The organism is Microbacterium sp. CGR1, from assembly GCF_001266755.1.
In the GTDB taxonomy this organism is placed as follows: Bacteria; Actinomycetota; Actinomycetes; order Actinomycetales; family Microbacteriaceae; genus Microbacterium.
The window spans coordinates 1,153,411-1,177,297 of the sequence record NZ_CP012299.1 but is presented as its reverse complement, the minus strand read 5'-3'; the positions used below and the strand labels follow the sequence as shown (position 1 = coordinate 1,177,297).

Below are 23,887 nucleotides of genomic sequence, written 5' to 3'. Positions count from 1 at the left end.
GATCGTCGTGCCTCGGCCGAACCCCCGGAGACTGGCCGACGGAGGTGCATTCGGCCGACGGGGGTGCGGGCCCCGAAGACAGAACCGACATCGGAAGCGCGCACGGACTTCGGCCGCGCTCAGGAGGCAGGAGGCGTACGCGCCGCACCGCGCGTACAATGGGAGACAAGAGCTGTGATCCGGACATCACCGGGGAGCTCTCGGAAGAACGGTCGGCTCGCGAGGGCGGACTCAGTAGAACCGAGCGGGGCAGGCCCGTCACAGCCGCAGTGAGAGTGGCTCCGCCGTGAGGCGCGGCACGCGAGGTGGTACCGCGGTCCCCGGAACGACAAGCCGGACGGATCGTCCTCGCAGCAGCATCCGCCACGACTCCTGCGAGACGACATGACCTACCCGCGTTCCTCCTTCGGCCCCGCCGCCGACCAGGCTGCCTCCGTCGCCCCGAGCCCTCGGTTCCCTCAGATCGAGCGCGAGGTGCTCGACTTCTGGGAGACCGATCAGACCTTCCGCGCCTCGATCGAGCAGCGCGAGGGCGAAGACGAGTGGGTCTTCTACGACGGCCCGCCGTTCGCCAACGGCCTGCCGCACTACGGGCACCTGCTCACGGGCTACGCCAAAGACGTCTTCCCGCGATTCCAGACCATGATCGGCAAGAAGGTCGATCGTGTCTTCGGCTGGGACACCCACGGTCTGCCCGCCGAGCTCGAGGCCATGAAGCAGCTCGGCATCACCGAGAAGAGCCAGATCGAGGAGATGGGCATCGACGTCTTCAACGCGAAGGCGAAGGACTCGGTGCTCAAGTACACCCATGAGTGGCAGGACTACGTCACGCGTCAGGCTCGCTGGGTCGACTTCGAGCGCGGATACAAGACGCTCGACCTCGGTTACATGGAGAGCGTGCTCTGGGCGTTCAAGACCCTGTTCGACAAGGGACTCGCCTACGAGGGATACCGCGTGCTGCCGTACTGCTGGCGCGACGAGACCCCGCTGTCGGCGCACGAGCTGCGCATGGACGACGACGTGTACCAGAACCGTCAGGACCCGTCGGTCACCGTCACGTTCCCGCTGACCGGTGCGAAGGCTGAGGCCCTCGGTCTCACCGCCGTGCGGGCACTCGCCTGGACGACCACACCCTGGACCCTCCCCACCAACCTCGCGCTCGCCGTCGGCCCCGACATCGAGTACGTCGTGCTGCCCGCCGGTCCCGGAGGAGCTGCCGACGTGCACCAGGTCGCGGGAACGACGGATGCCGCCGTCGAGGCCTCGGCCCACCGCTACCTTCTGGCGCGTGAGTTGCTCGGCGGCTACGTCAAGGAGCTCGGATACGAGAGCCTCGACGAGGCGCTCGCCGCGGTCGACGCGACGGTGCGCGGAGCCGAGCTCGAGGGCGTCACCTACGACCGGCTCTTCGACTACTACGCCGACGCCGAGACCTACGGCACGGAGAACGCCTGGCGCATCCTCGTCGACGACTACGTCACGGTCAGCGACGGCACCGGCATCGTCCACCAGGCTCCTGCCTACGGTGAGGACGACCAGCGGGTGGCCGGTGCTGCCGGCATCCCGACGATCCTGTCGCTCGACGATGGCGGACGATTCCTGCCGAACGTCACCGACGTCGCCGGGCAGCTGTGGATGGACGCGAACACGCCGCTCATCCGCCTGCTGCGCACCGAGGGGCGCCTCCTGCGCGAGCAGAGCTACGTGCACTCGTACCCGCACTGCTGGCGGTGCCGGAATCCCCTGATCTACAAGGCCGTGTCCAGCTGGTTCATCCGCGTCACCGACATCAAGGACGACCTGCTCGCGAACAACGAGCAGATCACCTGGGTGCCCGAGAACGTGAAGCATGGCCAGTTCGGCAAGTGGCTCGAAGGCGCGCGCGACTGGTCGATCAGCCGCAACCGCTACTGGGGCTCGCCGATCCCGATCTGGAAGAGCGACGACCCCGAGTACCCGCGCGTCGACGCCTACGGCTCGCTCGAGGAGATGGAGCGCGACTTCGGCACGCTCCCGCGCAACCCCGAGGGTGAGATCGATCTGCACCGCCCGTACATCGACGACCTCACCCGTCCGAACCCCGATGACCCGACCGGCCGGAGCACGATGCGCCGCATCGAGGACGTCTTCGACGTGTGGTTCGACTCCGGCTCGATGCCGTACGCGCAGGTGCACTATCCGTTCGAGAACCAGGAGTGGTTCGACACGCATGCGCCCGCCGACTTCATCGTCGAGTACATCGGGCAGACGCGTGGCTGGTTCTACGTCATGCACGTGCTCTCGACGGCGCTGTTCGATCGACCGGCGTTCACGGGCGTCAGCTGCCACGGCATCGTCCTGGGCAACGACGGCTACAAGATGTCGAAGTCGCTGCGCAACTATCCGGACGTCTCCGAGGTGCTCGACCGCGACGGCTCCGACGCGATGCGCTGGTTCCTCATGTCGAGCTCGGTGCTGCGCGGCGGCAACCTCGCAGTGACCGAAGAGGGCATCCGCTCGGGCGTGCGCGAGTTCCTGCTCCCGCTGTGGAACTCGTGGTACTTCTTCGCGACGTACGCCAACGCGGCGAAGCCCGGCGGATACGAGGCGACCTGGCGCACTGATTCGACCGACGTCCTCGACCGCTACATCCTCGCTCGTCTCGGCGACCTGGTGCGCGAGGTGCGAGCGGACCTCGAGGGTCTCGACTCCACGACCGCGTCCGCGCGTCTGCGCGACTTCGCCGAGGTGCTCACCAACTGGTACATCCGTCGCTCGCGCGACCGGTTCTGGGAGGGGTCGAGCACAGACGCCTTCGACACGCTCTACACGGTGCTCGAGACGCTGACCCGGGTCGCCGCGCCTCTCGTGCCGCTCATCAGCGAGCGCGTGTGGCAGGGGCTCACGGGCGGACGCAGCGTGCACCTGCAGGACTGGCCGGATGACACCGCGTTCCCCGCGGCGGACGAGATCCGCGACGCGATGGATGCCGTTCGCGAGCTGTCGAGCGTCGGCAACGCCCTGCGCAAGAAGGAGAAGCTCCGTGTGCGGCTGCCACTCGCACGCCTCACGGTGGTGTCACCTCTGGCGGCCACGCTCGGCCAGTTCGAGGACATCCTGCGCGAGGAGCTCAACGTCAAGTCGGTCGAGCTCGTCCAGCAGTCGGACACGACCGCCGGCGGATACGGGATCAGCCACCGGCTGAGCGTGAACGCACGTGCGGCGGGTCCGCGCCTGGGCAAGAACGTGCAGACGGTGATCAAGGCCGCGAAGTCCGGCGACTGGTCGGAGGTCGACGGCGTCGTGACCGCGGGCGGCATCGTGCTCGAGCCGAGCGAGTACGACCTCGTGCTCGAGACCACCGGCCGGCCCGAGGGGGAGGCGCTCGCGATCGTGCCGAGCGGCGGATTCGTCTTGCTCGACACGACGACGACTCCTGAGCTCGAAGCCGAGGGACTGGCGAGAGACGCCATCCGCGTCGTGCAGGAGGCCCGCAAGAATGCGGACCTCGATGTGAGCGACCGCATCGTTCTGGCACTGAACGTGGGCCCGGCCGATGCCGAGGCGCTGCAGGCGCATGCGGACCTGATCGCGGGGGAGACCCTGGCCGTCGCGTTCGCGGTGCAGGCGACCGACGACATGGACACCCTCGTGCAGGAGGTCGCCAGCCCCGGCGACGGCGTCTTCCGCAGTGGTGCGACCGCCCTGGGCGCCGACAAGCGTCCGATCATCGTCACGATCGACGTCACGACGAAGGAGCCCGCCGCATGAGCGCACGCGACAAGGCCGATGCCGTCTACGACAAGCTGCTGAGTCGTGCGGGGGAGCGTTGGGTGCAGCCGCGCAAGGAGCGCACAGCGCGCATCCTCGCGTATCTCGACGATCCGCAGCGCACGTATCGCGTCGTCCACATCACGGGTACGAACGGCAAGACCTCGACCGCTCGCATGATCGAGACCCTGCTGCGCGCGCACGGGCTGCGCACGGGCCTCTTCACCAGTCCGCACCTCGAGCGCTTCACCGAGCGCATCGTGATCGATGGAGAGCCGATCGAGGATGCCGCCGTCGTCGACGCCTGGAACGAGATCGAACCGTTCGTCGAGATCGTCGACGCCGAACTCGAGGCAGCGGGTGAGGAGCCGCTCACGTTCTTCGAGCTGCTCACCGTGCTCGCCTTCGTGGCGGTGGCGGATGCCCCGGTCGACGTGCTCGTCCTCGAAGTGGGAATGGGCGGCGAGTGGGACTCGACCAACACGGCCGACGGTGATGTGGCGGTGTTCGCGCCCATCGACATCGACCACGCCGATCGTCTCGGCGGCACGATCGCCGAGATCGCGACCGTGAAGGCGGGAATCATCAAGGAGGGCGCTGCCGTCGTGTCGGCCCAGCAGCCCGCGGAGGCCGCCGAGGTGCTGCGCCGTGTCGCTGCCGAGAGGAATGCCACGATCGCCTTCGAAGGGGAGGAGTTCGGACTCGCCGAGCAGAAGCTCGCCGTCGGCGGACAGCTGCTGACCATCCGCGGTCTCGCCGGAGCGTATGTCGAGGAGTACCTGCCCCAGTACGGAGCGCACCAGGGACACAACGCGGCTCTCGCGGTCGCAGCCGTGGAGTCGCTCATCGGCGGGGCGCAGCAGCCGATCGCCGCCGACATCATCTCGGAGGGCCTGCAGGGCTCGACCTCGCCGGGGCGACTTCAGCTGTTGGGCGTCGCTCCCACGGTGATCGTGGATGCGGCGCACAACCCGCACGGCGCAGCCGCGCTCGTGCAGGCGATGGATGACAGCTTCGACTTCGACGAGTGGGGTGTGGTGCTCGGCGTGCTCGCGGACAAGGATGCCGCCGGTATCGTCTCGAAGCTCGCACCCGCGGCGGCCCATGTGTTCGCCACGGCGCCCGAGTCCGACCGTGCGAGCGACGCGGATCTCATCGCCGATCTCGTCGAGTCGACGGGACAGCGTGCGACGGTGCACCCGACGCTCGCCGAGGCAGCGGACGCCGCGCGCGAGTGGGCGGCGTCATCGGATCGCCGGGCCGTCGTGATCGCCGGCTCGGTCGTGCTCGCCGGTGAGGCGATCGCTCTCGCCGAGGAAGAGGACTGGAAGTCGGGATGGCGCGCGTGACCGCTGCATCCCGCCCGGCCCGTCCGCCGCGTCCCCCACGCACTCTGGTGCAGAAACTGGCGCCGATCGTGCTCGGTTTCGAGTCCATCGTCGTCTTCCTCGCGGGGCTCACGGTCTTCGGTCTGAAGACGCTGCCCGCGGGCATCCCGCAATGGTGGGGGATCGTCGGCGGTGCCGTCGTCGGGCTCGCCTGCCTCGCCCTCGCCGGCATGATCACGAAGCCGTGGGCGATCACGGCGGGCTGGGTCCTGCAGGTCGTCATCGCTCTGGCGGCTATCCTGGTCCCCGCGATCCTGCTCGTCGTCGTGGTTTTCGGCGGCATGTGGGGGTATGCGACGATCATGGGGGCCCGATTGGACGCACGACGTCCCGACGGGCCTACGACTGAGACTCAGACAGAGAGTGAATGACATGGCCACCGAAGAAACCCTCGTCCTCGTCAAGCCCGATGGTGTCGCCCGCGGCCTCACCGGCACGATCCTGGCGCGCATCGAAGCGAAGGGCTACGCCCTCGTCGACATCCGCCTGGTCGAGCCCGACCGCGACCTGCTCGCCGACCACTACGCGGAGCATGAGGGCAAGCCCTTCTACGAGCCGCTCCTGGAGTTCATGCTCTCGGGCCCGTCGGTCGCCATCCGCCTCGCCGGCAACCGTGTGATCGAGGGCTTCCGCTCGCTCGCCGGCACGACCGACCCCACCACCGCCGCGCCCGGCACGATCCGTGGCGACTTCGGCCGCGACTGGGGTCTCAAAGTGCAGCAGAACCTCGTGCACGGCTCGGACAGCCCCGAGTCGGCCGCACGCGAGCTCGGCATCTGGTTCGACTGACCGATCCGCACACGACGAAGCCCGCCGCACGAGATCGTGCGGCGGGCTTCGTCATGTCCGGGCGGGGTCAGAAGATGATGCGCGCCATCTCGCCGAGGAAGTCCAGGCCCTGCAGCTGCGCCATCATGATGATGACCGCGTAGGCCAGGATGGTGGCCAGCGGAACCCAGACCATCAGCTTGTCGGCGCGTTCCCGGGTCTTCTCGTTCCGTGTGAAGGTGCCGTTGCGGGTCAGATGCAGCATCGTCGCGAAGAAGGTCGGGATGGTCACTGCCCACGTCACCATGCACCACGGGCACAGAACCCCGAGGTTCGCGGCGTAAAGGCTCTGGCCGATGAGCCAGCAGACGAGTCCGAAGGCGAAGGTGATCCCCGCGCCGAAGGCTGCCCAGAACCACCGCGGGAACCTCGCCCCGGCGAGGATCGCGACGCCGATCACCAACGGGGCCATCCACCCGGTCAGTCCGAGCAGCGGGTTGGGGAAGCCGAAGATCTCACCCTGCCAGGACCCGAGGTTCTTGCTGCACTGGATGAAGGGGCTCACATCGCAGGCGAGCGCATCGGTCGGGTTCTCCAGAAGCACGAACTTCTCGACCGTCAGCTGGAAGGCGGCGAACCAGCCGATGACGCTCGCGATGATCAACCACACGGCATAGACGACGGGGCGGGTGCGCTGCTCGCTCATGTGTGGATTCTCTCAGCGATCGCTATGTATCGGGCGTGAGCGCGCCGGAGAAAACGACCCGGAGTCGCGAGGATGCCGCGAACCGGGGCACTTGGTGCGATAATGGCCTGTGATGCATCGCTCGACCCCGTCGTGGCGCGCATCGACGCAGACTTCGGGGCCGTATGCCCCTCGTGATCAGAGCCATGGGCCGGTCGCACACCGAATGAGTTCGCGACACCTGCGGGTGTCGCATGAGAGTTAGCGGAACACGAAGTGTCCGCGCGAGGAGCAAGCCAGAGATGGCCGATGAGAACAATGACTACGACGCCCCTACCCTCGACTTCACTGCGGATGCTGACGCGCCCGCAGAGGTAGTCGCCGACGCTCCGGAGGCTGTCGCATCCGACGCTCCGGACGACGGCGAGGGTTCGACGAGCGAGACCGCCTCGGCCGAGGAGACTCCTGCGGAGGAGGCTCCCGCTGAGGATGCTCCTGCTGAGGAGGCTCCTGCTGAGGACACTCCTGCTGAAGAGGCTCCCGTCGAGGATGCCCCGGCTGAGGATGCCGCTGCTGCGGAGGCTCCGTCGCAGGACGCGCCCGACGCCTCTGCAGAGCAGCCCGCTGTCGAAGCCGCACCCGAGCAGCCCGCTGCCGAGAAGCCCGCTGCCGAGACCGCACCCGAGAAGCCGGAGGAGCCCAAGCCCCTCACCGCCGTCTCGCTGGGGCTGCTCCCCGAGGTCTTCGTCTCGCAGGTCTCGACCCAGCTGCACTTCTACGCACCCGAGGTCCTGCCGCTTCCTGCGCGCACGGGTCGCGAGCGTGTGTTCGACCGCATCGCCGACCGCGAGCAGGACGAGCCGGCCGGTCGTCGCGGCCGCCGTCGTCGCGGCGGTTCGGACGACCTCGACACTCGCGATCAGCGTGAGCCGCGGGAGCAGCGCGATGAACCGCGCCAGCCCCGTCAGCGCGTCGTGGAGTACATCACCGAGCCGAAGGCCATCAAGGGCTCCACGCGCCTGGAGGCGAAGAAGCAGCGCCGCCGCGACGGACGTGACGCAGGTCGTCGTCGCCCGGTCGTGACCGAGGCGGAGTTCCTCGCGCGTCGCGAGTCGGTCGACCGCAAGATGGTCGTCCGCTCCAAGAACGGCCGCACGCAGATCGGCGTCCTCGAAGACGGCGTGCTCGTCGAGCACTACGTCGCTCGCAACCAGGACGCATCGCTGATCGGCAACGTCTACCTCGGTCGCGTGCAGAACGTGCTGCCGAGCATGGAGGCAGCGTTCGTCGACATCGGCCGCGGCCGCAACGCCGTGCTGTACTCCGGTGAGGTCGACTGGGACGGCGTCGAGACCGGCAACCAGCCGCGCCGCATCGAGCTCGCGCTGAAGGCGGGCGACCGCGTCCTCGTGCAGGTCACCAAGGATCCGGTGGGCCACAAGGGCGCGCGTCTGACCAGCCAGATCTCGCTCCCGGGCCGCTACCTCGTGTACGTGCCGGGCGGATCGATGAACGGCATCAGCCGCAAGCTTCCCGACAACGAGCGCACGCGCCTGAAGCGCATCCTCAAGGAGGTCCTGCCCGAATCCTCCGGCGTGATCGTCCGCACGGCGGCCGAAGGCGCCACCGAGGACCAGCTCACGCGTGACGTCCAGCGGCTCACCAGCCAGTGGGAGCACATCCGCAAGCAGGTCGAGAACCAGCAGGCACCCGCACTGCTGCACGCCGAGCCCGACCTCCTCGTCAAGATCGTCCGCGACGTCTTCAACGAGGACTTCACGAAGATGCTCATCCAGGGCGAGGACGCGCAGCGCACGATCCGCGCCTACCTCGAGAGCGTCGCACCCGACCTCCTCGAGCGCGTCGAGTCGTATGAGGACGAGACCGACCCGTTCGACGCTTTCCGGATCACGGAGCAGATCGAGAAGGCGCTCGACCGCAAGGTGTGGCTGCCCTCGGGTGGTTCGCTGGTCATCGACCGCACCGAGGCGATGACCGTCGTCGACGTGAACACCGGCAAGTTCGTCGGCTCGGGCGGAAACCTCGAGGAGACCGTCACCAAGAACAACCTCGAGGCGGCCGAGGAGATCGTCCGCCAGCTGAGGCTGCGAGACATCGGCGGCATCATCGTCGTCGACTTCATCGACATGGTGCTCGAGTCCAATCGCGACCTGGTTCTGCGTCGCCTGATCGAGTGCCTCAGCCGGGACCGGACGAAGCACCAGGTCGCCGAGGTCACCTCGCTCGGCCTCGTGCAGATGACCCGCAAGAAGCTGGGCCTCGGCCTGCTCGAGACGTTCAGCGAGGCGTGCGACGTGTGCGCCGGCCGCGGCGTCATCGTCCACCACGACCCCGTCGTCAAGCACCGCTCCAGCAGCAACGGGAACGGCAACGGCAACGGGAACGGCAGCTCTCAGTCCAACCGTCGCCAGCGCGGCGGCAACGGTCAGTCGCAGAGCGCTGCTCCAGCCGCGGTGACGACGCACAGCATCCCCGAGGGAGCGAAGTCGGCACTCGCGCAGATCGCAGCCTCGACGCGCACTCCGAATGCCGACGAGCCGGCAGAGGCCGTCGCTCCCGTGACTGAGCCGACGGAAGCGACCGCACCGCAGGAGCGCGCCAAGAAGCCTCGCAAGAAGCGTGGATCCGACCGCAAGTCGTCGCCGAAGTCCCCGGCGGAGGCGCTGCTCGATTCGGTGCTCGATGCTCTTCCCGAGCCGAAGGCGCCCGGTCAGGGTCGCGGTCGTCGCCGCGTCTCGACGGCTGCCCTCACAGGCACGCCCGTCTCGGTGAACTCCGAGCCGTCAGCGCCGGTCGCGAGCGGGGATTCGGAGTCCTGAGGCGATCAGCCGCCTGACCAGCTCCTTGCCGCCGACATGCTGTGCGCCGGCGGCGAGGAGCCGGGGGATGATCTCTTCCGGAACGTCGTAGTGGTCGAGATCGAACGCGCGCGCGGGCACGTCATGCGCCCTCGCGAAGTCGTGCAGCTCCTGCAGGGTGTCATCGCTGACGAGATGAGCCCACAGGCGCCCGTGCGCAGGCCACAGGGGGTCATCGACGAGAACGGTCATCCCTTCAGCCTATGACCGGACACACCGGGCGGCACGTTTTGCCACAGTGTCCCGCATCCGGTAAAGTAGTCCCTTGGTGCGTATGCCGCGTCGTCCTGGACGGTCGGAGCGGAGAGTCTTGCGTTCGTGCCCGTCGCCCCGCGATGCATGCAAGCAACAGTCTTCCCGTGAGATCTCGGAGCCGCGAGCTCCCCAACGAAACAGGTATGAAGTGGTTTACGCAGTAGTGCGCGCCGGTGGGCGGCAGGAGAAGGTCGAGGTCGGCACGATCGTTCAGCTCGACCGTGTCAAGGCTGCACAGGGCGAGAAGATCGAGCTGGCCGCAGTGCTGCTCGTCGACGGCGCCTCGGTGACCACCGACGCTGATTCGCTGGCGAAGGTCAAGGTCACGGCAGAGGTCATCGGCAACCTCCGCGGCCCGAAGATCATCATCCAGAAGTACAAGAACAAGACCGGCTACAAGAAGCGTCAGGGCCACCGCCAGGAGCTCACGCGCGTCAAGATCACCGGCATCAAGTAAAGACCGAGGAGACCAGGACATGGCACATAAAAAGGGCGCAAGCTCCACCCGTAACGGTCGTGACTCCAACGCTCAGCGACTTGGCGTCAAGCGCTTCGGTGGACAGCAGGTTCTCGCCGGCGAGATCATCGTCCGCCAGCGCGGCACGCACTTCCACCCCGGCGTGAACGTCGGCCGTGGTGGCGACGACACTCTGTTCGCTCTGGCCGCCGGTGCGGTCCAGTTCGGCGCGAAGGGCGGCCGCAAGGTCGTCAACATCGTCGCCGCTGCTGAGTGATCACAGCACGACACTAGTCATCCGATTCGGGGCGGGCTTCGGCCCGTCCCGAATCTGCGTTTCCGGCCGAGTCCACATCTCAGGCCGCATCAATTGAGGAGAGAGACATGGTCAGCTTCGTCGACACCGTGACGCTGCATCTGCGCGCGGGCAAGGGCGGCAACGGCTGTGTCTCGGTGCACCGCGAGAAGTTCAAGCCGCTCGGCGGCCCCGACGGCGGCAACGGCGGTGATGGCGGCGACGTCGTGCTCGTCGCCGACACCCAGACGGGAACGCTCCTCTCGTACCACCACTCTCCGCATCGCAGCTCCGGAAACGGCGGCCCCGGAATGGGCGACCACCGTGCGGGGTTCATGGGCGAGGATCTCGAGCTTCCCGTTCCCGTCGGCACCGTGGTGAAGAACCCGGCCGGCGAGGTGCTCATCGACATGATCGAGCCCGGTGAGCGCTACGTCGTCGCCAAGGGCGGGCATGGCGGACTCGGCAACGCCGCACTCGCCACCCCGAAGCGCAAGGCTCCCGGGTTCGCGCTGCTCGGGACCCCCGGGTACGAGGGCGATGTCATCCTCGAGCTCAAGACCGTGGCAGACGTCGCTCTGGTCGGCTACCCCTCGGCGGGCAAGTCCAGCCTGATCGGTGCGATCTCGGCCGCACGCCCCAAGATTGCCGACTACCCCTTCACCACGCTGCACCCCAATCTCGGTGTCGTGCAGGCAGGGGACTCGCGGTACACGGTCGCTGACGTCCCCGGACTCATCGAAGGAGCGAGCGAGGGACGCGGTCTCGGACTGGAGTTCCTCCGTCACGTCGAGCGCTGCACCGCACTGCTGCACGTGCTCGACTGCGCAACGCTCGAGCCCGGTCGCGACCCGATCTCCGACCTCGATGTCATCCTGGGAGAGCTCGCCGCATACGAGGTTCCCGAGGGGCAGACCCCTCTGCTCGAGCGCCCGCAGCTCATCGCCCTGAACAAGATCGACGTGCCGGAGGCCCGCGACCTCGCAGACCTCGTGCGACCCGACCTCGAGGCTCGCGGATTCCGTGTCTTCGACATCTCCACGATCTCGCACGAGGGTCTGCGCCCGCTGACCTACGCGCTCGGCGAGATCGTCGACCAGCACCGTGCCGAGCTCGCCGCGACCGAGGTCCCGCGTGAGCGCGTCATCCTTCGCCCGCGTGGCCCGAAGAAGGGCTTCGAGATCCGCGTCGAGGGCGGAAGCTACGGCAACGTCTACCGCATCCTCGGCGAGAAGCCGGTGCGCTGGGTCCAGCAGACCGATTTCCAGAACGAAGAGGCGGTGGGCTACCTCGCCGACCGTCTCGAGAAGCTGGGCGTCGAGGACGAGCTCTTCCGCCTCGGTGCCGTGCAGGGGTCGACGGTCGTCATCGGCGAGGGCGACAGCATCGTCTTCGACTGGGAGCCCACCATGACGTCTGCGGCCGAGCTGATGACCGCACCCCGTGGCACCGACCCGCGTCTCGCCCCCAACGGGCGTCGCACCACCTCCGAGCGTCGTGAGAACTACTACGAGCGCATGGATGCCAAGGCCGAGGCTCGCGCCGAGGTCGAGGCTCAGCGGCTCGCGGCCTACCGCGAGGACGGGGAGTGACTGCCCGCACGAGGGCGGATCTCGCCACAGCCTCACGGATCGTCGTCAAGGTCGGGTCTTCCTCGATCAGCGGGGAGTCCTCCTGGCGCATCCCCGTTCTGGTGGAGGCACTGGCGGCAGCGCACGCGCGCGGGGCCGAGGTGATCCTCGTCTCCTCCGGAGCGATCGCCACGGGCATCCCGTTCCTGCGTCTCGATGCTCGCCCCACGGACCTGGCCACTCAGCAGGCCGCAGCCGCCGTCGGACAGAACATCCTCGTGTACCGCTACCAGGAGTCGCTGCGTCCTTTCGACATCGTCGCGGGACAGGTGCTGCTCACGACCGGTGATCTCGAGAATCCGACCTCGCGCAGCAACGCGCGACGGGCGATGGAGCGACTTCTCGGTCTTCGCATCCTGCCGATCGTGAACGAGAACGACACGGTCGCGACGCAGGAGATCCGATTCGGCGACAACGACCGCCTCGGCGCGCTCGTGGCCCAGCTGATCGAGGCGGATGCGCTCGTGCTTCTCAGCGACATCGAGTCGCTGTACACCAAGCCGCCGTCCGATCCGACCGCTGAGCCCATCGACGTCGTCGCTCCGGACGCCGATCTCTCAGGCCTCGAGTTCGGCTCGACGGTCGTCAACAGTGTCGGCACCGGGGGAGCGGCGACGAAGGTGTCCGCCGCCCGACTGGCGGCCGCGTCCGGAATCGGTGTGCTCGTGACCAGCGCCGACCTCGTCGACAAGGCCCTCGCGGGCGCCGACATAGGGACCTGGTTCGAGCCCGCGCTCTCCTAGACTGGGCGGATGACCGACCAGACCCCGCAGGTGCGGCTCGAGCGTGCCAAAGAGGCGTCCCGCGCCACGGCCAGACTGACCAGCGACGACAAGTCCCGCGCGCTCGAAGCCATCGCGGTGGCTCTCGAGGGGAACGCGGCCGCGATCATCGAGGCCAACGGCCGAGACATCGAGCGCGGTCGATCTGACAGCATCGGCGAGTCGCTCATCGACCGACTGCGCCTCGATGAGAAGCGCGTCGCCGCCCTCGCCGCTGCGGTCCGTCAGGTGGCGGCTCTTCCCGACCCTGTCGGTCGGGTCGTCGGAGGGCACCGGATGCCGAACGGCGTCGCTCTCGAGCAGGTGCGGGTGCCCTTCGGGGTGGTCGGGGCGATCTACGAGGCGCGCCCCAATGTCACGGTCGACATCGCGGCGCTCGCGCTGCGCTCGGGGAACGCCGTGATCCTGCGCGGTGGCAGCGCCGCACGAGACTCCAACGCGGTGCTCGTCGAGATCATGCGCCAGGCACTCGAGGAGGCAGGCGTCACCGCGGAAGCGGTGCAGACCGTCGACGACTTCGGTCGCGACGGCGCCACCGCCCTCATGCACGGACGGGGTTACATCGACGTGCTGGTGCCTCGCGGCAGTGCGGGGCTGATCGAGACCGTCGTGACCGAGGCGACCGTGCCCGTGATCGAGACCGGCGCCGGCAACGTGCACATCGTCCTCGACGAGAGCGCCCCTGACGACTGGGCGCAGGACATCGTCGTGAACGCGAAGGTGCAGCGCCCCAGCGTCTGCAATGCGGTCGAGACGGTCCTCGTGCTCCGTCAGGCCGCGCCACGGCTCGTCCCGCTGGTCGCGAGTGCGCTGCAGAGTGAGGGCGTGGCCATTCACGGCGACGACATGGTGGTCGGCCTCGTCTCGAACGTGATCCCCGCGACCGAGGAGGACTGGGCGACGGAGTATCTGAGCCTCGACATCGCGATCAAGGTCGTCGACACGCTCGATGACGCGCTCGACCACATCCGTCGCTACAGCACCGGCCATACGGAGTCGATCATCACGACGGATTCGCGCAACGCGGAGCGGTTCCTGGCCGAGGTCGACTCGGCGGTCGTGATGGTGAACACCTCCACGCGGTTCACCGACGGCGGGGAGTTCGGGTTCGGTGCCGAGGTCGGGATCTCGACGCAGAAGCTGCACGCGAGGGGCCCGATGGGGCTTTCCGAGCTGACCAGCACGAAATGGCTGGCGCGTGGGGCAGGGCAGACGCGCGGCTGAGGGCTAGACTAGGGGGCGCTGTGGCTCTTCGTGAGCCACGCCCGCCAGCCACGAAACGGAGTCAGGATGAACCTCGTCGCACAGATCGCGATGGTCGCTGCCGAAACCGAGCACCACGGCAATGTCCAGCTCGAGACGCTGATCTTCGGCGTCATCGCGATCATCGTCTTCGCCTTCCTCGGCCTGGTCACGCTGTCATACAAGAACGTCGCCAACCGTCACTCCGCCAAGGCTGACGCCTGGGCTGCGAGGCACGGCAAGGACGGCCACGAGGCAGGGCACGGCCACTAGGCCCATATGAACGACACGACCTCGCGTCCGGCGCGCATCGGTGTGATGGGCGGCACGTTCGACCCCATCCACCACGGGCACCTGGTCGCTGCGAGCGAGGTCGCGCACTCCTTCGATCTCGACGAGGTCGTCTTCGTGCCCACCGGACACCCGTGGCAGAAGTCGGATGTCACCCCCAGTGAGCACCGCTACCTGATGACCGTGATCGCGACGGCGTCCAACCCGCAGTTCACGGTGAGCAGAGTCGATATCGACCGTGAAGGGCCGACGTACACGATCGACACCCTCCGCGACCTGAAGGAGAAGCGGCCCGACGCCGAGCTGTTCTTCATCACGGGTGCCGATGCCGTGGCGCAAATTCTCAGTTGGAGGGACCATGATGAACTGTGGGAGTTGGCCCACTTCGTCGCGGTCTCACGTCCAGGACACGTCCTGAGCACTGACGGCCTCCCGAGCGACAACGTCAGCCAACTGGAGGTGCCGGCGCTGTCCATCTCGTCGACGGCCTGCCGGGCGCGGGTCCGTGACGACGAGCCGGTCTGGTACCTCGTCCCCGACGGAGTCGTTCAATACATCGCGAAGCATCATCTGTATCGGAGCAAGGCATGAGTACATCGGATCGGCAGGAACAGGGTCCGCTGACGCGAAAGCAGTTGCGTGAGATCCGGTTGACCGGCTCCACACCGGTCATCTCGGCGGAGGAGGCTGCTGCTGCCGCTGCGGTCGCGACTCCGCCCGCCGCAACGCCGCCCGAGGAGCAGGACGCCGCCGAGACCGAACCCGCTGCGCCGTCGGCACCGGCCGTCCGCGGCGAGACCGAGCCGGGGAACACGCCGCTGACGCGTCGCCAGGTTCGCGAGCGCGAACGCTCCATGACCGGATCCGTTCCCGTCGGCGACGCTGACGAGTCCGACGCGCCGGACAGTGCGGATGATGCGGACTCGACCGACGAGGTTCCGCCCGTCGAGGTCCCCGCGGCCGAGGCCCACGACTCCGACGTCCACGACTCCGATGTCCACGACTCCGATGTCGTTGACGACGATGACCAGGAAGACGACGACCCGGCTGCGGCGGACCTGCCCGCACCGGTCAGCGCCTCGACGAACCTCGACACGACGGACGACGACCGCGAGCCGGTCACCTCCGGCGCGGGCGACACGAGTGCCGCCGTCGCGGAGCTCGGAATCGATGCAGAAGCGACCGACGAGGTCGACGCAGGCGACGTTCTGGCGGATGTGGACGACGTCGACGACGACATCGCGGACGGGGAGCGCCCCGTCGTCAACTCCGCCTTCGGTCAGGATCTGCTCAGCGACGACGCGGAGACACGGAAGCCCTTCTCGCCGTCGTTCGACGAGCTGCTGACCGTCGGCGACTCGACCGGTTCTCAGCATCTCGCTCCGAACACCCTCATCTTCAACCCCTCCCAGGGAGAGGGGTCGCTCTCAGGCCCCGTCGCCTCCACGGGGGAGATCCTCGTGACCGGTTCCTACGAACTTCCCAAGGGACTCGGCTCACAGGGCCACGCGCACGGCACCACGGACGGCAAGGACGTGGACGCCGTGCTCATCGACGGCGAACTGCCCCCGGCATCCTCGCCCACGCCGATCGCCGCCAGCGCGGCCGTCAGCACCATCAAGCCCGCCGGCGAGGTCATCCGCCCGCCCGCCCCCGAAAAGGGCAACAAACTCATGCTCATCCTCGCGATCGTGGCGGGTGGTCTCGCGCTCGCGCTGGGCGTGTCCCTGATCGTCGCCTTCACCACGAATGTGTTCTGATGCAGTCACCTGAAACCGCCGAAGAGATGCTCCAGCTCGCGGCCGACGCCGCCGTCTCGAAGGGCGGTGAGGATCTCGTCGCGCTCAACGTCTCGGAGCCTCTGCCGCTCGTCGACATCTTCCTGCTCGTCACCGGAAACAGCGAGCGCAACGTCGCCGCCATCGCCGATGAGATCGAGGACAAGCTCATCGAAGCCGGTCACAAGCGGGTCCGCCGCGAAGGTCGCGCGGAGGCCCGATGGGTTCTCCTCGACTTCGGCGATCTGATCGTCCACGTCTTCCACCAGGAAGAGCGCGTCTACTACGGCCTCGAGCGTCTGTGGAAGGACTGCCCCGTCGTGCCGTTCGAGCTCGCAGACTCCGCCGCAGCAGACCGCGACTGACGTGACCGTCCACCTGATCACCGGCGCCGGATCCGGCATCGGCGCGGTCGTCGCGCGCCGCCTCCTCGATCGGGGCGATCAGGTCGTGGTGCTCGCCCGCGATGCCGGGCGCGCCAAGGAGATCACCGCGGCGCTGCCAGGAGCCTCGGCCGTCGTCGGCGACCTCGCGCAACCCGGCAGGCTGTCGTGGGCCCTGTCGAAGCAGGCGCTTCCCGAGCGCATCGACTCGCTGGTGCACGCGGCGGGCGTCGTCGACCTCGGACCCGTGGCCGACCTTCCGGCGAATCTCTGGGAGCGCCAGCTCGCGGTCAACCTCGTGGGGCCTGCCGAGCTCACCCGTCTGCTCCTCCCTGTGCTGCGCGTCTCTCGCGCTCGGATCGTGTTCGTCAACTCCGGTGCGGGGTTGCACGCGCACGCCGGCTGGTCGGCGTATGCCGCATCGAAGCACGGACTCAAGGCTCTCGCCGACGCATTGCGGGCCGAGGAGAGCGAGCATGGTGTGCGGGTCACATCGATCTACCCCGGACGCACCGCGACCCCCATGCAGGAGCGAGTGCACCAGCAGGAAGGGCGGGATTACGATCCGGAGCGGTTCATCACGGCGGATTCCGTCGCGACGACGATCCTCACCGCGCTCGACCTGCCGGACGACGCCGCTCTCACCGATCTGACCATCCGCCCTCGGGCGTGACCCCCTGAAGTCTCTCGTCTCAGCTGTCAAGCCCCTGTGACCTTTCGGTCGGAGCGGGGATGATCTTGAGTGGGGAGAGAGTCTTGGAGGGAATCACATGTCCGGAGATCCAGATCCTAGATACGTGCTGCATCGCGTCACACCGTCGGAGTGGGTGATCAACGACCGACGATACGAGACGAACGATCCGCGGCACGTGGTGGCATGCGTCTACGAGTACGCGGACACCGAGGTCGAGGTCGTGTGGCTTCGCGACCTGCCTCTGGCAGTGCGATACACGACCGCGTACGAAGTTCTCGAAGAGGTGACGCGAGTGCAGGATTCGAGCCGGGCGACGAGGCCCATCGCGATCCCGCACCTGCCCCCTCTTCTGGCGACCTGAACAGGCTGCGCGGCAGGACCCGGGGAGGGGCCTGCCGCGCAGGGGCGTGCTGGGCGAGGACTCAGGAGTCCTCGCCCAGCGGCTTCTCCGACGCCAGGCGGTCGGCCGCGGCGCCGTCGACCTGGTCGGCATCCGCATCCGTGTCGAGAACGGGCTCGCCGTCGACGTCGCGGTGAGGCACGCCGTCGATCTCTCCTTCGTCGTCCGGGCGGGGGACCAGCGGCGGTATCGGGTTGTTGGTCATCATCGACTCCTCTCGTGAGATGTGCGCGCCACGATAGGTCGGGCGTGCACAGACAGGGAGTGGGTTGACGACCGAGGTCCGGAGGAGTATCCGGCGGTGCGACGATTCTGCGGCACTCGATGGGTCGGCGGCGTCACACCGTTTCGGGGCGCTTCTTGCGGAACGGCTTCGCAGGGGTGTGCGGGCCGTCCCACACCGTGATGATGCCCCAGGCGACAGCGGCGATCGGCACCGAGAGCACCGCGCCGACGATGCCTCCGAGGATGGTGCCCGTGGTCAGGGCGAGGAGGATCACGAGAGCGTGGAGCTCGAGGGAACGGGCCATCACGACCGGCTGAAGGAAGTTGCCCTCGAGCTGATTCACGAGCACGACGATGCCGACGACGATGAGGGCTGCCACCGGGCCGTGCGTGACGAGCGCCACGAGAGCCGCGAGGATCCCGGCGGCGGTTGCGCCGACCAGGGGGATGAACGCCGTCAGGAAGACGATCACGGCGAGGGGGAGTGCAAGAGGGATCTGCAGGATCGCCAAGCCGATGCCAATGCCGAGAGCATCGGCGGCGGCGACGATCGACGTGCCGCGGATGTAGCCTCCGAAGACGTCGACGGTCTTGTCGCCGATGCGGCGCGCACGCTCATAGCTGTTCCCGGTGAAGGGACGGAGCAGGAACTCCCAGATGCGCGGTCCGTCCTTGAGGAAGAAGAACAGCACGACGATCATCAGCGCGAGACCGGTGAAGAAGCTCGCAGTGGCCGAGACCCCCGCGAGAGCTCCGCGTCCGAACGAGGCGCTGGTCAGGAAGTCGCCGACTCCTGCCCACACCTCGTCGAGATCGATCGATGCGATGTCGAAAGGCAGGGTGTCGAGCCAGGTCGTCACCTGTGTCACGCCGTCGGTGGCCGACTCGATCAGATCGTCCCACTGGGAACGGACCGTCAGCACGATCACCCAGACGATGCCGCCGAGGATCGCGAGGATGCCGATCAGCGCGATCCAGGTGGCGAGGATCGACGGCACTCCGCGACGCCGCATGAACGCGACGAGCGGGTGGATGGCCGAGGCGAGGATCAGCGCGATCGTCACGGGGATGAACACGAGAGAGAGCTGCGTGATCACCAGCACGCCGATGGCGACCAGGGCGAGCACCGAGAGGGTCTGCAGACTCCGTGTGGCGGCGAGGCCGAATCCCCGCGACCACAGTCGCGTCTCCGTCATCGGGGTCGACGCGTCTGACAGAGACGATGACATGGTCTCCGGTCGTCGGAACAGTCCCAGCACGTGCGTCCTCCACCTCGTCGAAGACCGTCTCGGTGACGAAGACGGCCTGGCCTTTCTATCCGGCGCAGCGGACGATGGCAAGTCCCTGGCGCTCTGCCGTGGGCGGCTCTTCGCCGATGACGAGGGCGCCCGCGCGCGCCGGTGTGTCGGAAGAACGAGAAGAAGGCCCCGCGATCTCTCGCGGGGCCTTCTATCGGGTGGACCTGGGGGGACTCGAACCCCCGACCCCCTGCATGCCATGCAGGTGCGCTACCAGCTGCGCCACAGGCCCAGAACTGCTTCCTCACTGCTCGAACCAACTTGAACAGAGTACTACACGGATCGCGCGCAACACCAATCGGCGCGGGGCCCCCGGGCGCGTCGCATTAGGCTGACCGCATGACGACGATCACCGCCACCGTAGAGGCCGACTTCGACGAATGGTGCGGTCTGTGGCGCGGGTATCTGACCTTCTACGGCACGGAGCTCCCTGACGAGATCACGACAGAGTCGTTTCGGCGGATCGTCGAGGGGCGGGATCTGCACGGAGCGGTCGCGCGCGACGGCGACGGGCGTGCGATCGGCATCGTGCACTGGCTCACGCACCCGGCGACGTGGAGCACGTCGCCCTACTGCTACCTCGAAGACCTCTATGTCGACGGCGAGTCCCGAGGCTCCGGGGTGGGGCGGCTGCTGATCGCCCACGTGCGTGCCTGGGCTGTCGAGAACGGGTGCGAGAAGGTCTACTGGCTGACGCAGGAGACCAACATGACAGCCCGCGCGCTCTACGACAGCGTGGCGACGCACACCGGGTACACGCACTACCAGATCGCCCTCTGACGCCCCGGAACAACCGCGTGATCGCGGGTGTTGTCATCATCGTGAGCATCCTGGACAGCGTCGTGATCGGCGCCGGTCAGGCCGGTCTGTCGGCCTCCTTTCATCTGACCCGTCTGGGCATCGGTCATGTCGTGCTCGACTCGGACTCCGAGCCCGGAGGCGCATGGCGGCACCGGTGGGATGCTCTGACGATGCGCGACGTGCACGGAGTGGCGGAGCTGCCGGGGGATTCTCCACCGCCGCGAGACGGGCAGCGCGCCAATATGGCCGTGCCGGCATACTTCGCGGCGTATGAGCGCGCTCATCGCCTGCCGGTGATCCGGCCCGTGGGAGTCGACCGGGTGGTCGACGAGGGCGGCCTCCTGGTCGTGCGCGCGGGGGAACAGGAATGGCGCAGTCGGACGCTCGTCAACGCGACCGGGACGTGGACGCATCCGTTCCTGCCGCACTACCCGGGGATGGAGACGTTCCTCGGCGAGCAGCTGCACACGGTCGACTATCCGGGACCAGAGCACTTCGTGGGCAAGCGCGTCCTCGTCGTCGGCGGGGGCGCGTCGGCTGTCCAGTTCCTCGGAGCTCTGGCGCCGATCACCGACACACTCTGGGTGACGCGGCGTGAGCCGGTGTGGCGCAGCGACGACTTCACGCCCGAAGCAGGAGCAGCCGCTGTCGCGCTCGTCGAGCGACGGGTCGCCCAGGGGCTGCCTCCCGAGAGCGTGGTGAGCGTCACAGGGCTCATGCTGCGGCCGCAGGAACGGGAGGCGGAGAGGCTCGGCGCCTACGCTGCTCGCCGCCCGATGTTCTCGCGCATCGAGCCGGACGGCGTCCGCTGGGCCGACGGCACCTTCGAGCGGGTCGACGTCATCCTCTGGGCGACGGGGTTCCGCCCGGCGATCGCGCACCTCGCGCCGCTGCACCTCCGCAGCGCGGCCGGGGGCATCCAGCTCGACCGCGGCGGGCGGGGGACGACCGCGGTGCAGGACCCGCGGATCCAGCTCGTCGGCTACGGTCCGTCGGCGAGCACGATCGGTGCGAACAGGGCGGGACGCTCAGCGGCGAAGGGCGTCCAGCGGGCGCTGGCCGTCGCATCGGTCCGGAGCCCCTGAGCGATCTCGGCCCGTTCGTCCCGAGCCGACGTCGGCGAGGGCGCGTAGGGTGAAGACATGTCGCGAATCATCGTCTTCGGCGGCCACGGCCGCATCGCACTGCTTCTCGCTCCTCTTCTCGTCGAGCGGGGTGACGAGGTCACCTCGGTCATCCGCAATCCCGACCACGTCTCGGAGGTCGAGGCGACAGGGGCGCATGCGCTCGTCGCCGACGTCGAGACCCTCGACACGTCTGAACTCGCGGAGATCATCCGCGGTCACGATGCCGTCGTCTGGTCGGCCGGGGCCGGTGGGGGTTCCGCGGATCGCACGTACGCCGTCGATCGTGACGCGGCGATCCGCACCATGGATGCCGCAGAGGCGGCGGGCGTCATGCGCTATGTCATGGTCTCGTGGATCGGTTCGAAGGCCGATCACGGAGTGGCTGAGGACGACGGGTTCTTCGCCTACGCGGATGCGAAGTGGGCGGCGGACGAGCACCTGCGATCGACGGACCTCGACGGCACGATCCTCGGCCCCGGCACGCTCACGTTCGATGAGCCGACGGGCCGTATCCTGCTCGACCCGGACGGCAAGGGCGAGGTCGCGCGCGCCGATGTGGCGGCTGTGATCGCAGAATCGCTCGGCAACCCCTCGACGTTCGGCCGCACCATCCGATTCGGAAACGGCACGGCCGACTCCGGCGTGCCCATCGCCGACGCTCTCACCACCTGACCTCATGCTGCGACGTCGCTTCGGAGCGGTCAGTGCCGCGGCGTTCGTCGCCCTCGCGACGGCGGCCGGACCGGCCTCTGCCGCGGCTGTCGGCTCGGTGCAGGGCGGTCTCGCCCATGCGCAGATCTCCTCACCAGCGATCGGCGAGCACGCCGAGGCTCTCGTCGCCGAGATGACGACGGTCGAGCAGGCGGCGAGCGTCGTGATGGGGCACATCCCGACGACGGATGCTGGAGCGCTCCGCGCCTACATGCAGCAGGGCCTGGGCGGTTTCATCCTGATGGGAGCGAACATCCCGGCGACCGACGACGAGCTCCAGACCCTCACGTCTGCTCTCACGGTCGACCCCGCGCTGCCTCCGCTCGTGGCGGTCGATCAGGAGGGCGGGATCGTGTCGCGCCTCGTCGGCGATGGTTTCCCCGCCTCGACCGTCTTGAAATCGCAGCCGGTCTCCGACACGTCGTCGGCGTTCTCCGCCCGCGCGGCGCTGGTGGCGAGAGCGGGGATCACTGTGAACTTCGGCACGGTCGCAGACCTGACGTCCGACCCGTCGTCATTCATCTACGGCAGGGCACTCGGCACCGACCCCCAGACGGCCGCCGAGCGAGTAGCTGCCGCCACCACGGCGCAAGAGCAGATCATCGCCTCCACGCTGAAGCACTTCCCCGGTCACGGGGCGGCGCCGGGCGACTCCCACAGTGCTGTCCCCGCCACAGCCGAGACCATCGACGAGTGGCGTTCCACGGACGCGGTGCCTTTCGTTGCAGGTATCGAGGCCGGTGCCTCTCTGCTGATGTTCGGCCACCTGGCCTACACCTCGATCGATCCTGCTCCCGCGTCTCTGTCGGCGCGCTGGCACGAGATCGCCCGTGAACAACTGGGATTCGACGGCGTGATCGTGACCGATGACCTCGGGATGCTGCAGTCCTCGGGGATTCCCGAGTACGCCGACCCTGTGACGAACGCCGTGTCGGCGGTCGTCGCCGGGAGCGACCTCGTGCTGATGATCGCCGGTTCGACTCCCGACACCGCCGGCCAGATCGTCCGCGGGCTCGCGGATGCGGTCGATGCGGGGGTGCTGCCCGCCGATCGGCTCGCCGACGCGGCCACCCGCGTGATGACGTTGCGCCTGCAGTCGACGTCGGCGACCACCGACTGGGCACCGTGCCCGGAGTGCGAGCCGGCGGACTGATCGTTCAGCCCGCTCACGCCGGTCAGCCCGCGAGCGTGACGGCGGTGGTGGAGCCGAGCCAGGCATGCAGCAGCTCGCCGCGCAGATGCCCACCGCGCTCTGCGAACACGCGCTGCCGGCGGACGTACTCCGCCTTGCCCTCGGTCGTCTCGATCGGTACGGGCTCGACGCCCCACGGTGCCAGGTCGTACGGCGCGGCCTGCATGTCGAGAAGGCGGATGTCTCTTGCGAGCTCGAAGGTGTCGAGCAAAAGTTCGCCGGGCACGAGGGGGCCCAGCTTGACCGCCCATTTGTACAGGTCCATGCCGGCATGAAGGCATCCCGGCTGCTCGAACAGGGGCTGCTCGTCGCGGGTCAGTTCCGTGCGGTTGCGAGGCACGGCCGCGGGTGTGAAGAACCGGAAGGCATCGAAGTGGGTGCATCTGAGGTCATGGCTCTCGACGACCAGATCCGTTGCGTCCTGCCCAAGACGCAGGGGCACCGCGTGTCTGTGCTCGTCCGCTCGATAGACCATCGCCCACTCATGCAGTCCGAAGCATCCGAACTGCCCGGGTCGAGAGGCGGTGCGACGCAGCATCCGCTCGATGAGGCCAACGAGGTCTGCCTTCTCGCGCGCGAAGGCAGCGGCATCCGGCACCGCACCGGCTCTGGTCGCGCCGGGGGAGTACCACCGCCAGGTCAGCCGCTCGTCGGCCTCCTCGAGCTCGACCCCGGCGCCGGGGTGCCACCGACGCAGCTGCGCGGGTTTGTAGCTGTAATAGGTGAACAGGAAGTCCCATACCGGGTGCTTCTCGCCCCGCGCGGCTCGTTCCCGATGCTCAGCCGTGAGGGCGTCGGCTCTCGTCTGGTGCGCTCGTTCGCGTTCCAGCCAGTCGGTCCGCGCCAGCGTCATGG

The 23,887-nt window shown here is 68.1% G+C and carries 25 protein-coding genes and 1 tRNA gene; 20 read left to right on the top strand and 6 right to left on the bottom strand.

The features are described from left to right. Nucleotides 1–384 precede the first annotated feature (384 nt). Genes ileS through ndk form a run of 4 tightly spaced genes read left to right on the top strand, consistent with a single transcriptional unit; the run spans nt 385 to nt 5,927 of the window. Complete coding sequence (gene ileS / locus AKG07_RS05640; RefSeq protein ID WP_053096597.1) at nt 385–3,750, top strand: isoleucine--tRNA ligase; 3,366 nt, start codon at nt 385–387, stop codon at nt 3,748–3,750. Next, nucleotides 3,747–5,099, top strand: coding sequence for a bifunctional folylpolyglutamate synthase/dihydrofolate synthase (locus tag AKG07_RS05635; protein WP_053096595.1), 1,353 nt, complete (start codon nt 3,747–3,749; stop codon nt 5,097–5,099). Before ileS ends, AKG07_RS05635 begins: the two co-directional genes overlap by 4 nt. Continuing rightward, nucleotides 5,087–5,509, top strand: coding sequence for a DUF4233 domain-containing protein (locus AKG07_RS05630; protein ID WP_053096593.1), 423 nt, complete (start codon nt 5,087–5,089; stop codon nt 5,507–5,509). Before AKG07_RS05635 ends, AKG07_RS05630 begins: the two co-directional genes overlap by 13 nt. Before the next feature lies 1 nt (nt 5,510). Next, the gene (ndk, locus tag AKG07_RS05625; RefSeq protein ID WP_053096590.1) at nt 5,511–5,927 is read left to right on the top strand and encodes a nucleoside-diphosphate kinase; all 417 of its coding nucleotides are present in this window, start codon (nt 5,511–5,513) and stop codon (nt 5,925–5,927) included. Nucleotides 5,928–5,994: 67 nt separating this feature from the next. On the opposite strand, the gene AKG07_RS05620 is transcribed toward ndk, so the two are convergent. Further along, nucleotides 5,995–6,612: a vitamin K epoxide reductase family protein gene (locus tag AKG07_RS05620; RefSeq protein WP_053096588.1), complete on the bottom strand. Its 618-nt coding sequence runs from the start codon at nt 6,610–6,612 to the stop codon at nt 5,995–5,997. A 281-nt stretch (nt 6,613–6,893) separates the two neighbouring features. Between AKG07_RS05620 and AKG07_RS05615 the strand changes: the two genes are divergently transcribed. Continuing rightward, the gene (locus AKG07_RS05615) at nt 6,894–9,431 is read left to right on the top strand and encodes an Rne/Rng family ribonuclease (protein WP_053096586.1); all 2,538 of its coding nucleotides are present in this window, start codon (nt 6,894–6,896) and stop codon (nt 9,429–9,431) included. On the opposite strand, the gene AKG07_RS05610 is transcribed toward AKG07_RS05615, so the two are convergent. Beyond that, nucleotides 9,396–9,662, bottom strand: coding sequence for a DUF4031 domain-containing protein (locus AKG07_RS05610; RefSeq protein WP_053096584.1), 267 nt, complete (start codon nt 9,660–9,662; stop codon nt 9,396–9,398). The two genes, AKG07_RS05615 and AKG07_RS05610, sit on opposite strands and share 36 nt — an antisense overlap. A 211-nt stretch (nt 9,663–9,873) precedes the next feature. Between AKG07_RS05610 and rplU the strand changes: the two genes are divergently transcribed. The 11 genes from rplU to AKG07_RS05555 all read left to right on the top strand — a co-directional run bounded on the left by rplU (nt 9,874) and on the right by AKG07_RS05555 (nt 17,639). Next, complete coding sequence (gene rplU / locus AKG07_RS05605; protein ID WP_072591411.1) at nt 9,874–10,182, top strand: 50S ribosomal protein L21; 309 nt, start codon at nt 9,874–9,876, stop codon at nt 10,180–10,182. A 19-nt stretch (nt 10,183–10,201) separates the two neighbouring features. Continuing rightward, nucleotides 10,202–10,459: a 50S ribosomal protein L27 gene (gene rpmA, locus AKG07_RS05600; protein ID WP_028501603.1), complete on the top strand. Its 258-nt coding sequence runs from the start codon at nt 10,202–10,204 to the stop codon at nt 10,457–10,459. Between the two features lie 107 nt (nt 10,460–10,566). Then, nucleotides 10,567–12,069, top strand: coding sequence for a GTPase ObgE (gene obgE / locus AKG07_RS05595; RefSeq protein WP_053096582.1), 1,503 nt, complete (start codon nt 10,567–10,569; stop codon nt 12,067–12,069). After that, entirely contained in the window at nt 12,066–12,851 is a 786-nt protein-coding gene (proB, locus tag AKG07_RS05590) for a glutamate 5-kinase (RefSeq protein WP_053096581.1), read from the top strand. The genes obgE and proB overlap by 4 nt, the downstream gene beginning before the upstream one ends. Nucleotides 12,852–12,860: 9 nt before the next feature. Then, nucleotides 12,861–14,114: a glutamate-5-semialdehyde dehydrogenase gene (locus AKG07_RS05585; RefSeq protein ID WP_053096579.1), complete on the top strand. Its 1,254-nt coding sequence runs from the start codon at nt 12,861–12,863 to the stop codon at nt 14,112–14,114. A gap of 66 nt (nt 14,115–14,180) precedes the next feature. Beyond that, entirely contained in the window at nt 14,181–14,405 is a 225-nt protein-coding gene (locus tag AKG07_RS05580; RefSeq protein WP_053096577.1) for a hypothetical protein, read from the top strand. Between the two features lie 6 nt (nt 14,406–14,411). Then, the gene (gene nadD, locus AKG07_RS05575; protein WP_053096575.1) at nt 14,412–15,014 is read left to right on the top strand and encodes a nicotinate-nucleotide adenylyltransferase; all 603 of its coding nucleotides are present in this window, start codon (nt 14,412–14,414) and stop codon (nt 15,012–15,014) included. After that, nucleotides 15,011–16,183, top strand: coding sequence for a hypothetical protein (locus tag AKG07_RS05570; RefSeq protein WP_053096574.1), 1,173 nt, complete (start codon nt 15,011–15,013; stop codon nt 16,181–16,183). The genes nadD and AKG07_RS05570 overlap by 4 nt, the downstream gene beginning before the upstream one ends. Further along, the gene (rsfS, locus tag AKG07_RS05565) at nt 16,183–16,566 is read left to right on the top strand and encodes a ribosome silencing factor (protein ID WP_042537705.1); all 384 of its coding nucleotides are present in this window, start codon (nt 16,183–16,185) and stop codon (nt 16,564–16,566) included. The genes AKG07_RS05570 and rsfS overlap by 1 nt, the downstream gene beginning before the upstream one ends. Before the next feature lies 1 nt (nt 16,567). Beyond that, the gene (locus AKG07_RS05560) at nt 16,568–17,257 is read left to right on the top strand and encodes an SDR family oxidoreductase (RefSeq protein WP_053096572.1); all 690 of its coding nucleotides are present in this window, start codon (nt 16,568–16,570) and stop codon (nt 17,255–17,257) included. Between the two features lie 124 nt (nt 17,258–17,381). Then, nucleotides 17,382–17,639 carry a hypothetical protein gene (locus tag AKG07_RS05555; RefSeq protein ID WP_232224447.1) on the top strand — a complete coding sequence of 86 codons (258 nt, stop codon included), beginning with the start codon at nt 17,382–17,384 and terminating at the stop codon, nt 17,637–17,639. A 61-nt stretch (nt 17,640–17,700) separates the two neighbouring features. Here AKG07_RS05555 and AKG07_RS05550 read toward each other — a convergent pair whose 3' ends face one another. The 3 genes from AKG07_RS05550 to AKG07_RS05540 all read right to left on the bottom strand — a co-directional run bounded on the left by AKG07_RS05550 (nt 17,701) and on the right by AKG07_RS05540 (nt 19,433). Continuing rightward, the gene (locus AKG07_RS05550) at nt 17,701–17,883 is read right to left on the bottom strand and encodes a hypothetical protein (protein WP_053099155.1); all 183 of its coding nucleotides are present in this window, start codon (nt 17,881–17,883) and stop codon (nt 17,701–17,703) included. A gap of 133 nt (nt 17,884–18,016) precedes the next feature. Continuing rightward, the gene (locus tag AKG07_RS05545) at nt 18,017–19,099 is read right to left on the bottom strand and encodes an AI-2E family transporter (protein ID WP_233277331.1); all 1,083 of its coding nucleotides are present in this window, start codon (nt 19,097–19,099) and stop codon (nt 18,017–18,019) included. Between the two features lie 261 nt (nt 19,100–19,360). Further along, nucleotides 19,361–19,433 (bottom strand) — tRNA-Ala (locus tag AKG07_RS05540). Between the two features lie 107 nt (nt 19,434–19,540). Here AKG07_RS05540 and AKG07_RS05535 point away from each other — a divergent pair. Genes AKG07_RS05535 through AKG07_RS05520 form a run of 4 tightly spaced genes read left to right on the top strand, consistent with a single transcriptional unit; the run spans nt 19,541 to nt 22,993 of the window. Beyond that, nucleotides 19,541–19,981 carry a GNAT family N-acetyltransferase gene (locus tag AKG07_RS05535; RefSeq protein WP_053096568.1) on the top strand — a complete coding sequence of 147 codons (441 nt, stop codon included), beginning with the start codon at nt 19,541–19,543 and terminating at the stop codon, nt 19,979–19,981. Nucleotides 19,982–20,022: 41 nt separating this feature from the next. Then, nucleotides 20,023–21,087, top strand: coding sequence for an NAD(P)-binding domain-containing protein (locus AKG07_RS05530; RefSeq protein ID WP_053099153.1), 1,065 nt, complete (start codon nt 20,023–20,025; stop codon nt 21,085–21,087). 57 nt (nt 21,088–21,144) lie between these two features. Beyond that, on the top strand, nt 21,145–21,801 hold the full coding sequence (locus AKG07_RS05525; protein ID WP_053096566.1) for an SDR family oxidoreductase: 657 nt from the start codon (nt 21,145–21,147) through the stop codon (nt 21,799–21,801). A 4-nt stretch (nt 21,802–21,805) separates the two neighbouring features. Continuing rightward, nucleotides 21,806–22,993 (top strand): glycoside hydrolase family 3 N-terminal domain-containing protein, encoded by a 1,188-nt coding sequence (locus tag AKG07_RS05520; RefSeq protein WP_053096564.1) that lies wholly within the window; start codon nt 21,806–21,808, stop codon nt 22,991–22,993. Nucleotides 22,994–23,015: 22 nt separating this feature from the next. Here the strand turns inward: AKG07_RS05520 and AKG07_RS05515 are convergent, their stop codons facing one another. Next, nucleotides 23,016–23,885: a hypothetical protein gene (locus AKG07_RS05515; RefSeq protein WP_053096562.1), complete on the bottom strand. Its 870-nt coding sequence runs from the start codon at nt 23,883–23,885 to the stop codon at nt 23,016–23,018. Nucleotides 23,886–23,887 lie beyond the last annotated feature (2 nt).

What these genes read in the sequence shown, in the direction of transcription:
- ileS (WP_053096597.1), top strand. Translation starts at nt 385, where the DNA reads ATGACCTACCCGCGTTCCTCCTTCGGCCCCGCCGCCGACCAGGCTGCC.
- AKG07_RS05635 (WP_053096595.1), top strand. Translation starts at nt 3,747, where the DNA reads ATGAGCGCACGCGACAAGGCCGATGCCGTCTACGACAAGCTGCTGAGT.
- AKG07_RS05630 (WP_053096593.1), top strand. Translation starts at nt 5,087, where the DNA reads ATGGCGCGCGTGACCGCTGCATCCCGCCCGGCCCGTCCGCCGCGTCCC.
- ndk (WP_053096590.1), top strand. Translation starts at nt 5,511, where the DNA reads ATGGCCACCGAAGAAACCCTCGTCCTCGTCAAGCCCGATGGTGTCGCC.
- AKG07_RS05620 (WP_053096588.1), bottom strand. Translation starts at nt 6,612, where the DNA reads ATGAGCGAGCAGCGCACCCGCCCCGTCGTCTATGCCGTGTGGTTGATC.
- AKG07_RS05615 (WP_053096586.1), top strand. Translation starts at nt 6,894, where the DNA reads ATGGCCGATGAGAACAATGACTACGACGCCCCTACCCTCGACTTCACT.
- AKG07_RS05610 (WP_053096584.1), bottom strand. Translation starts at nt 9,662, where the DNA reads ATGACCGTTCTCGTCGATGACCCCCTGTGGCCTGCGCACGGGCGCCTG.
- rpmA (WP_028501603.1), top strand. Translation starts at nt 10,202, where the DNA reads ATGGCACATAAAAAGGGCGCAAGCTCCACCCGTAACGGTCGTGACTCC.
- obgE (WP_053096582.1), top strand. Translation starts at nt 10,567, where the DNA reads ATGGTCAGCTTCGTCGACACCGTGACGCTGCATCTGCGCGCGGGCAAG.
- AKG07_RS05585 (WP_053096579.1), top strand. Translation starts at nt 12,861, where the DNA reads ATGACCGACCAGACCCCGCAGGTGCGGCTCGAGCGTGCCAAAGAGGCG.
- AKG07_RS05580 (WP_053096577.1), top strand. Translation starts at nt 14,181, where the DNA reads ATGAACCTCGTCGCACAGATCGCGATGGTCGCTGCCGAAACCGAGCAC.
- nadD (WP_053096575.1), top strand. Translation starts at nt 14,412, where the DNA reads ATGAACGACACGACCTCGCGTCCGGCGCGCATCGGTGTGATGGGCGGC.
- AKG07_RS05570 (WP_053096574.1), top strand. Translation starts at nt 15,011, where the DNA reads ATGAGTACATCGGATCGGCAGGAACAGGGTCCGCTGACGCGAAAGCAG.
- rsfS (WP_042537705.1), top strand. Translation starts at nt 16,183, where the DNA reads ATGCAGTCACCTGAAACCGCCGAAGAGATGCTCCAGCTCGCGGCCGAC.
- AKG07_RS05550 (WP_053099155.1), bottom strand. Translation starts at nt 17,883, where the DNA reads ATGACCAACAACCCGATACCGCCGCTGGTCCCCCGCCCGGACGACGAA.
- AKG07_RS05545 (WP_233277331.1), bottom strand. Translation starts at nt 19,099, where the DNA reads ATGACGGAGACGCGACTGTGGTCGCGGGGATTCGGCCTCGCCGCCACA.
- AKG07_RS05535 (WP_053096568.1), top strand. Translation starts at nt 19,541, where the DNA reads ATGACGACGATCACCGCCACCGTAGAGGCCGACTTCGACGAATGGTGC.
- AKG07_RS05525 (WP_053096566.1), top strand. Translation starts at nt 21,145, where the DNA reads ATGTCGCGAATCATCGTCTTCGGCGGCCACGGCCGCATCGCACTGCTT.
- AKG07_RS05520 (WP_053096564.1), top strand. Translation starts at nt 21,806, where the DNA reads ATGCTGCGACGTCGCTTCGGAGCGGTCAGTGCCGCGGCGTTCGTCGCC.
- AKG07_RS05515 (WP_053096562.1), bottom strand. Translation starts at nt 23,885, where the DNA reads ATGACGCTGGCGCGGACCGACTGGCTGGAACGCGAACGAGCGCACCAG.